This window comes from Pseudoalteromonas sp. SWXJ133 (assembly GCF_015864365.1).
Lineage (GTDB): Bacteria > Pseudomonadota > Gammaproteobacteria > Enterobacterales > Alteromonadaceae > Pseudoalteromonas > Pseudoalteromonas arctica.
In genome coordinates this window covers 163196-178474 of record NZ_JADYXJ010000001.1, presented here as the reverse complement: position 1 = coordinate 178474, position 15279 = coordinate 163196, and the positions used below count along the sequence as shown (strand labels likewise).

At 38.5% G+C, this 15279-nt stretch carries 12 protein-coding genes; 9 read left to right on the top strand and 3 right to left on the bottom strand.

Going from position 1 to position 15279, the window contains the following annotated elements; translation table 11 throughout:
- Nucleotides 1-49: 49 nt before the first annotated feature.
- On the bottom strand, nucleotides 50-2113 hold the full coding sequence (locus I6F40_RS00715; protein ID WP_166376265.1) for an HAD family hydrolase: 2064 nt from the start codon (nucleotides 2111-2113) through the stop codon (nucleotides 50-52).
- Nucleotides 2114-2577: 464 nt separating this feature from the next.
- Between I6F40_RS00715 and I6F40_RS00710 the strand changes: the two genes are divergently transcribed.
- The 5 genes from I6F40_RS00710 (at nucleotide 2578) to I6F40_RS00690 (ending at nucleotide 7809) form a co-directional block, all read left to right on the top strand.
- Nucleotides 2578-3039, top strand: coding sequence for a hypothetical protein (locus I6F40_RS00710; protein ID WP_165721524.1), 462 nt, complete (start codon nucleotides 2578-2580; stop codon nucleotides 3037-3039).
- Nucleotides 3040-3147: 108 nt separating this feature from the next.
- Complete coding sequence (secD, locus tag I6F40_RS00705; protein ID WP_165727422.1) at nucleotides 3148-4986, top strand: protein translocase subunit SecD; 1839 nt, start codon at nucleotides 3148-3150, stop codon at nucleotides 4984-4986.
- Nucleotides 4979-5923 (top strand): protein translocase subunit SecF, encoded by a 945-nt coding sequence (gene secF / locus I6F40_RS00700; protein WP_197192356.1) that lies wholly within the window; start codon nucleotides 4979-4981, stop codon nucleotides 5921-5923. Before secD ends, secF begins: the two co-directional genes overlap by 8 nt.
- 181 nt (nucleotides 5924-6104) lie before the next feature.
- Entirely contained in the window at nucleotides 6105-6581 is a 477-nt protein-coding gene (locus I6F40_RS00695; RefSeq protein WP_007582643.1) for a GreA/GreB family elongation factor, read from the top strand.
- A gap of 202 nt (nucleotides 6582-6783) precedes the next feature.
- Nucleotides 6784-7809 (top strand): DUF2971 domain-containing protein, encoded by a 1026-nt coding sequence (locus I6F40_RS00690; RefSeq protein ID WP_197192355.1) that lies wholly within the window; start codon nucleotides 6784-6786, stop codon nucleotides 7807-7809.
- A gap of 140 nt (nucleotides 7810-7949) precedes the next feature.
- On the opposite strand, the gene I6F40_RS00685 is transcribed toward I6F40_RS00690, so the two are convergent.
- Entirely contained in the window at nucleotides 7950-8291 is a 342-nt protein-coding gene (locus tag I6F40_RS00685) for a zinc ribbon domain-containing protein YjdM (protein WP_197192354.1), read from the bottom strand.
- Nucleotides 8292-8586: 295 nt separating this feature from the next.
- Between I6F40_RS00685 and I6F40_RS00680 the strand changes: the two genes are divergently transcribed.
- The 3 genes from I6F40_RS00680 to I6F40_RS00670 are packed head-to-tail and all read left to right on the top strand — an operon-like array spanning nucleotide 8587 to nucleotide 11619.
- On the top strand, nucleotides 8587-9981 hold the full coding sequence (locus I6F40_RS00680; protein ID WP_166419073.1) for a RimK family protein: 1395 nt from the start codon (nucleotides 8587-8589) through the stop codon (nucleotides 9979-9981).
- 4 nt (nucleotides 9982-9985) lie between these two features.
- Nucleotides 9986-11098, top strand: coding sequence for a GNAT family N-acetyltransferase/peptidase C39 family protein (locus I6F40_RS00675; protein ID WP_197192353.1), 1113 nt, complete (start codon nucleotides 9986-9988; stop codon nucleotides 11096-11098).
- 8 nt (nucleotides 11099-11106) lie between these two features.
- Entirely contained in the window at nucleotides 11107-11619 is a 513-nt protein-coding gene (locus tag I6F40_RS00670; RefSeq protein ID WP_007582656.1) for an MgtC/SapB family protein, read from the top strand.
- A 62-nt stretch (nucleotides 11620-11681) separates the two neighbouring features.
- On the opposite strand, the gene I6F40_RS00665 is transcribed toward I6F40_RS00670, so the two are convergent.
- Nucleotides 11682-12692: a GlxA family transcriptional regulator gene (locus I6F40_RS00665; protein ID WP_166376275.1), complete on the bottom strand. Its 1011-nt coding sequence runs from the start codon at nucleotides 12690-12692 to the stop codon at nucleotides 11682-11684.
- Nucleotides 12693-12818: 126 nt separating this feature from the next.
- Between I6F40_RS00665 and I6F40_RS00660 the strand changes: the two genes are divergently transcribed.
- Nucleotides 12819-14726 (top strand): beta-ketoacyl synthase, encoded by a 1908-nt coding sequence (locus tag I6F40_RS00660; RefSeq protein WP_197192352.1) that lies wholly within the window; start codon nucleotides 12819-12821, stop codon nucleotides 14724-14726.
- Nucleotides 14727-15279: the final 553 nt, after the last annotated feature.

Below are 15279 nucleotides of genomic sequence, written 5' to 3'. Positions count from 1 at the left end.
TAAGGAAAGATACTAGTTTAATTTTAAGCATTAAAATGCGTTTACCAAATTAATGTTTTCTAAAATAGCAGTATATGTTTTCTGGTAAAATATATCTCATGTAGCGTTTTCTGAAACCAGCTTTCCATAATGATTTGTTATAGGCTTGCTTAAACTTAATCGGATTAATAAACATTTTTAATGGATCTGATGTTTTAGCAAAGTAACTTTCATGGCTATTTGCACCCACATACTCAGAATGTTTGAGGTTGCCAAAATTTACAGATTCGCTATAGGTAGGGCTGTTTAATAACCGAGATATAGGTTTTATAGCTGTTTCAGGGGCTATATTCATTGTTTTATAATCTCTCTCAGTAGCCATAAAGTCAGTAATAAAATCTATAGCACCTTTTTGAAATTCGTTTATCGTATCTAACTTACCGTTAGAAAAATCATTAGGCTCGAAAACTGGCTCAGCTTTATCATTCTTTTTATCAAATTTAATTACAGAGCCGTGAGGCGCCGAAAAAATAAACTCGAACATGTGTACACCTTTAGATAAAACCTGATGATTTTTTTTAGGTTCCGAAAAGTTACACATATAACCAGACATCGGAAACCCTTTTTTAGCAAACTTCATAGCGGTCTGAAATGTGCCAAGATAATAGCCATTAATATCTATTTCTTTATTTTCTAGTAGCATTAACTTATTTAACGAATTCTGAATTGTTCCTTGCCACCCAATATCAACAATAGCGACTTTTTTTGTATCCATAAACCCAATCTGATGCAAGTATGTTAATAGGTTTTCTCTTTCGACAGCCGCAATATTGCATACATCATTGGCTAATAAATTAAATAATTTAGCTAATTTATTCTTATCGTTATCTGTTTCTATTGTATGTTTTTGATCAGAAAACCCAGCTTCTTTTATTTGGTCAATATGTTTTTTTGCATCTATATCGACTCTATCAAGGTAATTTTCAACGCTTAAATTAGGAACGAAATGACACAGTACTTTTATTGAATGCTCATCTATACCATTGTATATGGTAGGGATATTTATAGCCCTTCTCGATGCATACATGTATTTACTAGGAGGCGTACTCGTTCCTTGGTTCATAAGGGTATAAACTTTATTCATAACATAGCCGTCGCGAGCAAGAAAAAATATATGTTCTATTTCTTGATGCATGACCTGACCAGTAAACCAGCGAGTTAAGCCAAAATATATAATTCCGCAGTAAACATAACCAAAGTCGTACCAAATATTCTCATTGTTATTATTTCTTTGGGTAAAGGTTTTATTAATAATTGTCGCAAAATAAATAGATTCTTCTATGGATAGCTTCGGGGGATATAGCTGTCTTAGTCTTTTAAACGAATTATGGCTCAACGCATATTCACTTGTTTTTTTGTAATAATAAGGCTTTATGCCTTCTTTCATCGCATTGATCACATCGGCGTAATAATAATCCCCAATATGTAAAATTTTAGATGGTTTACAAGATAGGTCATTAATAATATGTGAGTATAATCCACCTTTAGACTTCGATTTACGAATTACAGATGATAAGTATAATTGATGGAATTTTTTGTACCCATTATCGTGAAGGATTTTTTTTATTACATATTCAGGTAAGTACATATCTGAAGTGAAAATAACTTTTTTCCCATTATCAATACAATATTGATAAAAAGAGTACATATATTCGTTTTTGACACAAAATTTTAATTCTATTTCGATCTCTAGTGCTTTTAGTACATTTATTATTTTACTGTCTAAATTATGTATTTTTTGTATATGTGCGTAAATTTCATCTAAGCCAATCGATTGAGTGCTATTTACCTGAGCTAATATTTTAGTTGCTTCTGGTTCGGCTTTACTTCGGATACTTTTAAAGTCTATTTCTAACTTTTTATGTTTATCATTATATAAATTTTCAACTATTGTAAAAATATCAGCTGGTTTGAAGACTTTTCTGAGGATCACTGTATCGAAAATATCAAAAGAGACTATTTCACTGTTGTTTATTAGCTTTTTTAGGTCAGTATCATTACTTAGGGTATTTATTAGCTTTAAGCTTTTATTGTAAAATTTTGAGGTTATTTTACTAAGTATGTTTTTTTTCATAATGACCTTTCCTACCTTATTTACTGTCCATAACATAATTAAGAAAATCAAAATTTAGCTATTTTTTACATTTTATTGTATTAATTTCGTATATTCGCTGTAACTTACGCGTTTATTTAATAGTAAAAAACGTAATTGGTTAGCTGTTATTTTACCAAAAAAAACCACTAAATGAACGTTAAATGAATAATGAAACTGCAAATAATAGATGAAGAGTAACCCTAAATAATTACTCTATTTTTATTTGATAAGGGGAAGGTATGTTACCGAAGAAGTAGATTTAAACGTAACGTGTTTTGTAAATTAAATTTTCAAAATAATATGCAAATAATTCGCTCAACCTAAATCAACGGCAGCGGCCTAGGTTAAGTGGCAAAATCAAACTAAATTACCGAGCAGGCTATTGTATTTTAAATACTAGCCCTTATATACTACGCATCCCTTATTTTAGTTTTAAAACGTGAATGTTTAAATTTAGAGTGTTTTTAACTGCCTTTTTGCTACTTGCTGCACTTTTTAGTGTGCAGAGCAATGCTATGGGCGCCTCTCAAAATTTAAATATCAATATTAGTACGCAGGTTTCGCTTACTGATATTGCCGATTTAACTAAAATACAGCCTATTAGTAAGTCTGTAGATACTTCGCAGCATAAAAAAACGCATCAAACCGATTTTGACGCGCACCAACCAAGGTTAACAGCCAATAATTCATCATTGTTTTTGCACACTGTTCAAAGTGAGCCAGAATACGATGTGGTTTTTGAATTTTTTGCTCAAAATCTTGTTAGGCATATATTCTTACGACCAAGAGCGATTAATCCTATACAGCCTTGGTATACGCTTGTAACTAATAGTAAAAAGTCGCGCTTGAGTGGCTGGAAAGACGTAAACTTACTCTACAGAGCTGTAACTACCTACCACGCTTAATTTTCCTTATTTAATTTTATTAGGTTTTAACTTTTAAAGTTTTAGCCTGCAGATTAATTGTGCTTTTAAAAAGCACGTTGCTAGCTTTGCTGGCAATAAGGATTCAACATGTTAAGTTTTAAAAAAGATAAAAAGCCGTCTTCGGCTAAGTTCAAATTAAGCTATATAGCCATGCTAATAGTATTGGTTTTATTAGCTATCAGCGCATTACCAAACCTATATCCAAATAAATCGTGGTTGCACGTAAGTAGTACGCCGCACAGCGAAACGCAATCTTTACCGAGCACTAAAACGCTAGTTACTTTTTTAAATAAACAAGGGCTAGAGGTTGAGCAGGGTTTAGATAAGCAATCGACTATTAATATACTTTTAAACGAGCCAACTAAAAGCGCTCAGGCGCAAGCGGCTATAAAAGCGCAATATCCAAACACGCAAGTTAAAATTGTTGAGCATGCAACCAGCCCAACATGGTTACAAGATTTTGGTTTATCACCAATAAAGCTGGGCCTTGATTTAAATGGCGGTGTGCTATTTGTACTAGACGTAGATTTAGATAAAGCCGTTGATGAGCAGTTAGTCAGTGCGTATCAACAAGCTAAATCAATTATTATTAAGCAAAAAGCACATGGCGTAAAAGCGCAGCAAACTCAGCAGGGGTTTGAAATAAACGCATTGCCTAATGCAACCGACAAGTTAACCCCCGTTATTGAAGAGCTACAAAGCCGATTTGTTAATTTAGCCGTTGTAACAAGCAATAACGGCAGCGTTAAAACTGCCAAATTTAGTTATTCAGAGCAAGGCCGCAGCAGCTTTGATAAAGAGGTTATGGGGCAAACACTTACAACCCTTCGTTCGCGTATTGAAGAGTTAGGCATTACCGAAGCGGTAACACAGCAACAAGGCAAACATCGCATTCGTATAGAGCTACCAGGCGTGCAAGATCCAACCGAAGCAAAACGTATTATTGGTGCAACAGCATCGCTTGGTTTTTATCAATTAAAAGAAATTGGCGGGCAAACATTTAATATGCAATCGGGCGGAACGATAAAGCTCGATCCTGTGCCAATTTTTACAGGCGATCATATTAATAATGCAAACATAGGCCGCGACGATTGGGGTAAACCATTGGTACAACTAAGCTTAGACGGCCAAGGTGGTGATGCAATGTCGGCGTTTTCAAAAGCCAATATTGGTAAGCCAATGGCGACGGTTTACTCTGAGTATTCTCAAAACGCTAAAGGCGAAGTAGTTAAAAAAAGCGAAGTTATTAACGTTGCCAATATTGCTCAGCATTTAAGTTCACGTTTTAGTATCACCAATATGAAAAGCCAACAAGCGGCAGCCGACCTAGCATTGCTACTACGTGCAGGCTCGCTTACAGCACCCGTTACAATTGTGCACGAACAAACAATAGGACCAAGCCTTGGCAGCGAAAACATAAGTAATGGTTTAGCCGCGCTTATGTTAGGTATGGGTATTACCCTTGCATTTATGGCGCTTTGGTATCGCCGCTTAGGCCTTATTGCAAACGTAGCACTTATATTAAATTTAACATCGCTGGTGGGCTTAATGTCATTATTACCAGGGGTTGTGTTAACGCTTCCGGGTATTGCAGGCCTGGTGCTAACCATAGGTATGGCGGTAGACACTAACGTAATAATATTTGAACGCATTAAAGAAGAACGTCGCCAAGGCCGTGCACCGTATCAGGCTATTCAAGAGGGGTATAAACAAGCCGCAAATACAATATTTGATGCCAATATAACCACCATGATCACCGCACTTATTTTATACGGCATAGGCTATGGGCCCGTTAAAGGTTTTGCCATTACACTCGCACTGGGGCTTTTAACGTCTGTATTTACAGGTGTGTACGTATCAAAAATATTAAGCCAAACGTTGTATTTAAAAATGGGTAAAAAAGCAGGAGTAAAAGCACATGCTTAATTATTTTTTGAAAGGTGAAAAGGGCACACGTTTACGCTTTATGGGTATGCTTTTAAGTGCCATTTTAGTGCTGCTATCCGTATTTACGCTTACGCAAAAAGGTCTAAATTTTGGCCTAGATTTTACCGGCGGTTATTTAACTGAGTTTACAACCAGCCAAAGTGTTGAGCTAAAAGAGCTTCAATCGTTTATTGCTAAAAATCACAACGGTGAGTTTGAGCTAACCGCGCAAGGTAATAGTCATTTTCAATTAAGAGAAGCGCCAAGTGCATCAACTACATCAACAACAGTTAATAGCCCTGATTGGCAAAGCGCCGTTACACAAAACGATTATATAAACGCACAGGTATTATCGTCAGCTTATATTGGCTCACAAGTGGGCGATGAGTTATTTGATCAAGGCTGTTTAGCAATGTTTGCTGCAATGATTGCGGTAATGATTTACCTTGCAGTGCGTTTTGAATGGCGCTTAGCACTCGGTTCTGTGGTTGCGCTAGTGCACGATTTAATACTTGTACTTGGGTTATTTTCACTATTACAAATTGAGTTTAACCTAACCGTACTGGCAAGTTTACTGGCTATTATTGGTTACTCACTTAACGACTCAATAATAGTAGGGGATAGAGTACGCGAGCTTTTACGTGTTCAATCAAATAATATACTTAGCCCAGCGACTATTATTAATAATGCGATTAAAAGTACACTAACGCGCACCTTAATAACTTCGGGTACCACACTTGCGACGGTTGCGAGCGTTTGGTTACTTGCAGGCGCACCACTGCAAGGTTTTGCTATTGCATTATTTACCGGCATTGTAGTGGGTACGTTCTCGTCTATTTGTATAGCGGCAACCTTGCCGGAACTATTGGGCTTAAGCGCTAAAAACTACGAAGTTAAAGTAGATGCCCACACGCAAACATTATTAGATATGCCATAAGGTTTTTAATAAAACACAAGCAAAGAGCTGCACCAACCAACGGCTCTTTGTTAGTTTAATGCAAATTTAAGCCCCGCTAGTATTCCCACCAAGCTTGCGGGGTTTAAAACAATGGTTTTAAGCCCCGCAAAAATGTTAAACTAGCTGCCTTATTTTTACAGCCTGTATTGTACTAATCCCCATGAATAAAACCCACGTTATCGAACATCTTCGTTTTGCGCTAGAAGCGCAGCTTACAACAGCAAAAGTAGCGGCAAAAACTGCGCACGACACCGCCACACATGAAGAAAACATAGCCGAAAATAAATACGATACTCTAGGGCTCGAAGCCGCTTATTTAGCACAAGGCCAAGCCCAGCGCGTAAACGATTGCTATAAAAGCATAGAATTGTTCGAACCTGCCTTTAACGAAAAACCAACCGACAAAATAGCTATCGGTTCGCTGGTATGTTTAGAAGATGATAACGCAGCCCAAAAATGGTTTTATTTAGGCCCTGCAGCTGGTGGTTTAACAGTAAACGTTAAACAGCACGCAATTGCTGTTGTAACACCCGGCGCACCAATGGGAAAGCAGTTATTAAATAAACAGATTGATGATGAAATTACGTTAACTATTGCAGGTAAAGCCCACGAATACGTGGTGGTAGAGATCTTATAAAGCTTTGTTTTTTTTAAGAGAACACCATCTGACAAAGCTATGCCAACGTAATAATCGCTTATTTATATTCATAAATTAATTGTCGGATGGCATGGCTTCACCATTTATCCAACCTACAGCTATGCTTTGATACCTAACATAGTGAATATGTAATATTTAAATGTAGGTCGGGTAAGCGAAGTGCCATCCGACAAAGATAATTTTGTCTCATAACATTATTAAAAGTCGTTTTGGTGCAAAACAACAGAGCCCATTTTATTACATGGGTAATCATCTGTTTACATTAAAGTTATTTAGTGGAATTATTGGGCTAAGTAATACACGTCGTTTGGGGGGTATAGCTCCCACAGTTGTGTTCAAGCTGTTATGTATATTAGCAATATTTGTCACAACTAATTTGGAGATATTTTTGTCTTTATTTAAATTCAGAGAAGTGAATACTAATAATCTTTCTGCTTTAGCTAATAATCAGCTCTGGTTCTCAAGCTTAAATGATTTTAATGATCCTTTTGAAGGTGCCCATATTAAAGACCACCATATAAATATTGATGAACTTACAAACTTTGAATGCAAAATCAAAGATGAAGTTGGTGTTGAAGAATATAATAAAATTCTCTCAGAGTTAGAGTTGGTCGATGGGAAATATGCTCAAACAGAGCTTTTTAAAAAATTTGCAGAGCATGATTTAGATAAATTTATAAGTATTGTTCATAATTCCAAAGTCATTTGTTTCTCAATGGAAGATGAAACTAAAAATCCTCTGACAAATAACCTAATGTGGTCACATTATGCCAATGGGCTTAGAGGGTTCTGTTTAGTTTTTAATGGCGATGAATTATTAAAAGACCTTTTTAAGTCAACAAAGGAGTCTATGAGACCCATTATTGTTGAGTATAAAGATAAACCCAACATACTAAAATTAAATGAGTTTATACATTCCGAAGGTCTTTATAGTAATTCAGATATCAATTTTGTTCAAAAGGTCACAGAAACAATAGCCACTAAATCAACTGATTGGGAATATGAAAAAGAATTTAGAGTCATGTCATTGAACCAAGAATCTTTTCATAATTACTCACCCAGTTCATTAAAAGAAATAGTTATTGGTGACAAAATGCCTGAAGCGGAAAGGAATCTACTTTTAAAAATTGTGTCTGGGCTTTGTAAAAATATATTAATTAAAACGGCTCGTTTGCAAAATAACAGCTATAAAATCGAAATTGTTTAGTATCAAAATATTCATAATCGGGTAGCCAGAGCTCTCTAACCTAAAGCCCCACATCACCCATCCTAATTACCAACACGATAAACTATTACCTTTGTTCATAAATCTATTGTCGGATAGCATGGCTTCGCCATTTATCCGACCTACGAGTTAGCCTTTTTTACAAACTTTGCAGTTACCATCATTTCGCCAATACCATCTACTTTACAATCAAGTTCGTGATCTTTTTTATCAAGCACTCTTCTAACTACCGCTTTGGTGCCAATTTTAATTACTTGCGAGCTGCCTTTAATTTTTAAATCTTTGGCTACTGTCACTTTGTCGCCATCATTTAGCACAGTGCCGTTGGCATCTTTAACTAAAATAGCGTCTTCATCGTTTGTATTATTTGGGTTCCACTCATGAGCGCACTCAGGGCAAACAAGCAGCTGTTGGTCTTCGTAAATATATTCACATTGGCACTTTGGGCAAGCTGGCAGCGACATTTTTAACTCTCATAAAGTATTGTTTCGCGTATTTTAATCTGCGTTATTAGTTAATCAATATTTTTTATCTTCACGCTAAAAATATCTCGTTTGTGCGTTTTTAAAAAAGGGCATATAAAGCACATGTCGCTTAAGCAATTTAAGCGCTAACTCGTACAGTAGGTACCTGTTAAAGCACCCATCGTATTAAGTGATTCGCGCAATGCCCACTTAGTACGATGGGTGTTTCTATTTATAATGCTTAGTAATGTTACTTAAGCATGCTTTTTATATTTTGACTTAACTAGGAAAAGTCGTGTTTAAAACCTTAATTGTGGTTGATAACAACGAGCAAACGCTTGCTCAATCGTTCGAAAATGTAATTACGTTTAATACCTACTTACGTGATTACCCAAAACAAAATGAACCAAAAACACGCATTATTAATCTGTGCGACTCAAGCCAATACTTGAGCAAAGGTTACTACTGCTCGTTACTTGCTGAGGCGCGCAAGCACCAAGTTTTGCCAAGTGTAAAAACAATAAACGCACTTCGTAGTGGCCAAGCCCCTATGTTAAATGTGGGCCAAATAGACGGCACACTTTACTTTGGTAATGCACTAAACGATTTACAATCAAAAGCGGCAAAGTCGGTATTTAAACAATACCCAGCGCCTATTTTATTTGTTGATGAGCAAGGCTTATTACAACAAGGTTCGTTGTCGTCTTTAAATGAGCAGCAGTACAGCGACTTTGTTGCCAAGCTAGATAACTTTACTAAAACACAATGGCGCATTGGCTCAGTGCAACGTCGTTTTAGATGGGACATGGCAATACTTGTTGATCATAACGAAAAAGTACCGCCGAGCGATAAAGACGCCATTGCACGCTTTATTAAAGCCGCTGCTAAACACGGCATTAATGCACAAGCATTAAGCTTTGACGAAATTGATAATATTGCTCAGTTTGATGCGTTATTTATTCGCCAAACTACAGCGATTGACCACCCAACGTATCGCCTTGCGAGCAAAGCGCAAAGCCTTGGTTTAGTGGTTATTGACGATGCTGAGTCTATTTTACGTTGTTGTAATAAAGTGTATTTACACGATGCGTTTAATTATCAAAAAGTGCCAAGTTTAAAAACGGTTGTAGTGGCTGATCAAGCAAATGAAACGCTTGAGCAATTAGAAGAAGCGTTTACATATCCGCTTGTTTTAAAAATGCCTGAAGGGTCTTTCTCAAAAGGTGTGTTTAAAGTTTCAAACCGTGATGAGCTTGCCGCTAAGCTTACAGAGCTGTTTGAATTTAGCGCATTAGTGCTTGCACAAGAGTACATGTATACCGAATACGATTGGCGAGTGGGTGTGTTAAACGGTCGTGCTATTTATGCATGTCGTTATTTAATGGCGCGTAACCATTGGCAAATTTATAACCACGACGCTAAACGGTTTTTCTCTGGTGGCTTTGAAACATTACCAACCTTTGAGTTACCAAAAGCGGTGTTAGATGCCGCATTAAAAGCGTGTAAAACGGTAGGTAGGGGTTTATATGGCGTTGATGTTAAAGAGCATCAAGGCAAAGCATACGTGCTTGAAGTAAACGACAACCCAAGTATTGATCACAAAGTAGAAGACGGCTATTTAGGCGATGAGCTATATATGATCATTATGGATGAGTTTAAACAACGTTTAGAAGCACGAGGTCGTGGGTAATAACATGAGCAACCTTGTTATTCGAAAGGCTATTGGCAGTGATTTAAATGCACTGATTGACGTTGAAAACACTTGCTTTAATAACGATAAACTTAGCCCGCGCAGTTTAAAGCGCTGGCTAAGTGCTAAGCATGGTATTTTACTCGTTGCAGAGTATGGCGAGCAACTATGTGGTTACGGGCTAGTATGGTGCCATAAAGGCACACGTTTAGCGCGTTTATATTCGCTTGCTGTGTTACCCACAATGCAAGGTAAGGGCATTGCAAAAGCACTGCTTACTCGCCTTGAAAAAGAAGCGTATGAGCGCGGGCGTATTTACCTTCGCTTAGAAGTGGCCGTAAATAACGAAAGTGCAATTGGGCTTTATAAAAGTTTAGGTTATAGAGTGTTTGGCCAATACAGCGATTATTACGATGACCACAGTGACGCACTACGAATGCAAAAAAACATTCGACAAACGAGTGAGTTAAAAGTGGCGCGTTTAACGCCGTGGTATCAGCAAACTACCGAGTTTACGTGCGGGCCTGCTGCGCTATTAATGGCTATGGGTGCACTTGAGCCGACTACTGAGCTTAACCAGTCGCATGAGTTGGCACTTTGGCGTGAAGGCACCACCATTTTTATGACATCGGGTCATGGTGGTTGTCATCCGTTTGGTTTAGCACTTGCCGCTAACAAGCGGGGTTTTAAAAGCGAGGTAATGGTTAATACCACAGAGCCTTTGTTTTTAGATGGCGTACGTAACGAAAACAAAAAAGTGGTACTTGCCACAGTGCATCAACAATTTGTAGATGGTATAGCGCAAGCAAATATACCGCTTACACATAAAGATGTAGAGCTTGAGCATATTGAGCAGTGGTTAAGTAAAGGCTTTAGTGTGCTGTTATTAATTAGTACATACAGTTTTGATGGTAAAAAATCACCGCATTGGGTGTGTGTTACACACCTTGATGAGCACTGCGTGTATGTTCACGACCCATTTTGTGAGCCCGGTAACGATAAACAACTCGCAATAGATTGCCAATATGTACCTATTGCACGAAGTGATTTTAGTAAAATGTCAGCGTTTGGTAGCCAACGTTTAAGAACAGCGGTGGCTATAGCTAATAAAATATAAGGTTAACAGTGACTTTTTTAGATTTAATTGATGTAGCCCCGTATTCGTGGGCAGCTATTGGTACTGCGGCTTTTTGCGGTGCCATTATTGGTATAGAGCGCCAATTACGCGGTAAACCTGTCGGTATTCGTACATCAGCCCTAATAACGCTGGGCACGTATTTGTTTTTATCCACCGCGTTTAATTTACAAGGGGATGTAATTGATCATTCTCGTGTGGTTGGGCAAATAATTACAGGCATTGGCTTTTTAGGGGCAGGCGTTATGCTCGCAAAAGATGGTGCGGTGGTTGGTGTAACCTCAGCCGCAACCATTTGGGTGCTAGCATCAATAGGCGTTATGATAGCGACCGAAAACCTTGGCGCTGCAATAAAACTTTCGGTGCTGGTGGTCGGTATTTTATACGGTGTAGACGTACTCGAGGCTAAATTTAAAAGCTTAAGCAAAGGCGTACACACTAAAGTAAAAAACTATCAAAAACGCTATTATCGAAAAGAATTTAACGACACAGAACGCCACTAAAAGTGGCGTTTTTTAGTGCTATTTAAATAATTACATTTTGAACAAGTGCTATAAAATGACGACTAACCAAATAACTTTCGTCTAACTACTTTTCTATAACCACTGGGCGTTTGGCTTAATACCTTTTTAAACACACGCGTTAAATGCCCTTGGTCGTTATATCCCACTTCTAAGGCTACTTCTTGAATTGATAGATTTGATGACGCTAGTAACTCCTTCGCACCTTCTACGCGTAATTGTTGCCAATACTCAATAGGGCTTTGATTAGTGGCGGCTCTAAAACGGCGGGTAAAAGTACGGTAGCTCAAGCTAAATTGGGCAGCGACTTCTTGCAGGTTTAACTCGGTGGCTAAATTTGTTTTTAGCCAAAACTGAATTTGCGCAATTAGCTCGTCGGGGTGGCGGTCAACTGCGCCTTCTAAGTAGCGTTGATCTTCGTAGGGTTTACGTATTTCGTGCGAAAAGTTTCGCTCTACATGTTGAGCGGCGGCTTTTCCATAGTACTGACTAATAATATGTACGATCACATCTGCAAGGGCATTAAGGCTTGCTACGGTATACATGCGTTCTGACTGAGTTATAAAAAAGTCGGGTTTTAAACGCACTAACGGGTAGTCGTGGCTAAATTGATTGGCGTAGTGCCAATGGGTTGTAGCAGGGTGCCCATCAAGTAAGCCAGCCTCAGCTAGTAAGCAGTTGCCAGTGCCTACACCAATTATATGGCTGCCTGCGCTAAAGCTCTCGCTTAGCCAGTCAACTACGTCTTGATTTGTACGCACCACTGGGCGCGGATTGCGCCAAATACCAGGCACTATAATTAAATCACTATAGGGCGCACTAGTTGTTATGCAATCAGGAATTATCGCAAGGCCTGCGCGAGTAGCTATAGATTCTGCATTTTTAGCCACTAAATTTATAGCAAGCGGTCTAAAGCTTTGTTTATCAATATGGCCTTTAGCAAAGGCCTCGCCGGCTCTTAACATCTCAATTGGCAGCGTTAAACTAGTCACTAATAAATGCGGATAAACCGCTATAGCAATGTTTAGTGGTGGATTAGTGTGTTTGTCAGTCATATAAATGCTCCGACCAGTACATTTTGGCCTTTTGTGCTGGATATTTGGCTATTAAAGCACAATGCATAGTGCATAATCCATTTAAACTGGCTGTTCTTCTAATAACACGTTTTTTAAAGGTAAATTATGACTGCATTACCCGTTATAGTAGGCATGGGTGGTATTAACGCCGCTGGCCGTACTTCTTTTCATCAAGGTTATCGCCGTATCGTGTTAGATAGTTTAAACGCTCAAGATCGCAGTGAAACATTTTTAGGCCTCGCCACACTGATGAATCTAGTAAGCGTTGTAAACGGCCAATTACAAGATACACAAGGTAATAATGTTGAGCAAAGCGACATAGAAGCACGCTTTGGTGAGCAAATTATTGCCGGTACACTTATTCGTAAAATTGAAAAAGAACATTTTGATGCTGATGCCACACCGTGGCAGCAAAAAATGACACTAAGCGCATCAAACGAAAACGCAATTGTGTTTGAAACACGTGCTCGCGACTTACCAACGCCGGTTCCGGCTAGTTGGCAGGTTGAAGAACTTGAAGGCAAAAAAGTTAAAGTTACTATTGCCGCCGACATTGATGTAAAACACAACTCAACGCGTGATAACCCAATTAAATCTGCAGGGCAGTTTCCGACAGGGTTTGATCCGTCTGTTATGTATAACAGCCGTTATCAGCCACGTGGCCTGCAAGCGACAATTTTTGCAGCTACCGATGCGATTAAATCAACAGGGCTTGATTGGCAACACATTATGAATAGCGTAGAGCCAGATAAAATTGGTACTTATTCAGCATCGGTAATTGGCCAAATGGACGACAAAGGCCTTGGCGGTTTAGTAAAAGCGCGCCAACAAGGCGACCGTGTTAGTACTAAACAGTTAGCACTGGGTTTAAATACCATGTCGACTGATTTTATTAACGCGTATGTTACTGGCAATGTGGGGACTACATTTTCGACCTCAGGAGCCTGTGCTACGTTTTTATATAACTTACGTGCAGCAGTAAACGATATACAAGCTGGGCGTACGCGTGTTGCAGTTGTAGCAAGTGTTGAGTGTGCTATTACACCCGAAGTGATTGAAGGCTTTGGTAACATGAGCGCACTTGCCAATGTTGAAGGTTTGCGTCGTTTAGATAACTTATCACATGATGAAGAACCTGATTACCGTAAAAGTAGTCGCCCGTTTGGGGATAACTGCGGCTTTACATTAGGTGAAGGCGCACAAGTTGCTATTTTAATGGACGATGCTTTAGCCCTTGAATTAGGTGCTGACATTATGGGCTCTGTGCCGGATGTATTTGTTAATGCAGATGGCATAAAAAAATCAATTACATCACCTGGTCCTGGTAACTATATTACTATGGCTAAATCGGCTGCTTTGGCAACGAGCCTTTTAGGTAAAGAAGCTTTGCAAGAACGTAGCTTTATTTTAGCGCATGGCTCAAGTACACCGTTAAACCGCGTAACAGAGTCGCTGATATATCACAAAGTGGCACAAACATTTGCTATTGATAATTGGAAAGTGACAGCGCCAAAAGCTTATGTTGGACATACTATCGCACCAGCAAGTGGTGACCAATTAGCGATAGCTCTAGGTGTATTTAGTCACAACATTATGCCGGGTATTACCACAATTGATAAAGTGGCTGACGATGTTTACACCGATCATCTTGATATTCGTAATAGCCATTACGAATGCGGCGATATGGATATAGCTTTTATAAATTCAAAAGGCTTTGGCGGTAACAATGCAACCTCTACTGTGCTGTCACCAAAAGTGACAATGCAAATGCTCACTAAGCGCCATGGCAATGACGTTATGACTAGTTACGCGCAGAAAAATGTAGCAATTAAAGCTGCGCAGCAAACGTATAAAACACAAGCCGATTTAGGCCAGTACGAGCTTATTTACCGCTTTGGCGACGGACTCATTGACGACAACGACATTGTAATTGACGAGCAAAGTATTCATTTACCTGGCTTTAAAAAAGCAATTACGTTTAGTACAACAAATTCCTATCAAGATATGTTTTAAGCACTCATACTTGTTAGCAAGGCGCTTTTTAAGCGCCTTTTTTAATGTCTGAAATTACGTAATGCATTCCTACAAAAATACTCAACACCCCTTATTTAATAGGCTGTAGCATCATTATGAGTTCTTAAACATTGGAGTCGGTACAGAGCGAGCACAGACTTCACCGTAAGAAAAGACCCTCACTGGAGCCACAAACAGACCTATTTCTCCGCTCTAAACCGTTCTAAAATTCACTGTCTCAAGCACTGTTAAACAAGCTTTATTACTCGCCACATGTCCGATTCAGTTTTTTCGCAATAGTAGGGTAAGTATTAATTATTAAAACGTCGAAAATACACTACGAGACTATTTATTATATTCATACATCAGGCGTTAAATGCTCACTCCGAACTTATCAAAAACAAAAACCACGGAACGCTGACAGTTGAAACAGTTACCTCAATCTATGGCGGTGACACCTTTCGCGCCAATATAGCGAGTTTGCATTCTCTGATAGAGGATTGGCATTCGTGTTGCGGGTGTCCTGAAATGCACGGTAAGTGGAAGCAAGTAA

Bases quoted from the DNA above. Each gene is read 5' to 3' on its own strand.
- I6F40_RS00695 (WP_007582643.1), top strand. From the start codon at position 6,105: ATGAATAAAACCCACGTTATCGAACATCTTCGTTTTGCGCTAGAAGCG.
- I6F40_RS00710 (WP_165721524.1), top strand. From the start codon at position 2,578: ATGTTTAAATTTAGAGTGTTTTTAACTGCCTTTTTGCTACTTGCTGCA.
- I6F40_RS00715 (WP_166376265.1), bottom strand. From the start codon at position 2,113: ATGAAAAAAAACATACTTAGTAAAATAACCTCAAAATTTTACAATAAA.
- secD (WP_165727422.1), top strand. From the start codon at position 3,148: ATGTTAAGTTTTAAAAAAGATAAAAAGCCGTCTTCGGCTAAGTTCAAA.
- I6F40_RS00665 (WP_166376275.1), bottom strand. From the start codon at position 12,692: ATGACTGACAAACACACTAATCCACCACTAAACATTGCTATAGCGGTT.
- I6F40_RS00675 (WP_197192353.1), top strand. From the start codon at position 9,986: ATGAGCAACCTTGTTATTCGAAAGGCTATTGGCAGTGATTTAAATGCA.
- secF (WP_197192356.1), top strand. From the start codon at position 4,979: ATGCTTAATTATTTTTTGAAAGGTGAAAAGGGCACACGTTTACGCTTT.
- I6F40_RS00685 (WP_197192354.1), bottom strand. From the start codon at position 8,291: ATGTCGCTGCCAGCTTGCCCAAAGTGCCAATGTGAATATATTTACGAA.
- I6F40_RS00660 (WP_197192352.1), top strand. From the start codon at position 12,819: ATGACTGCATTACCCGTTATAGTAGGCATGGGTGGTATTAACGCCGCT.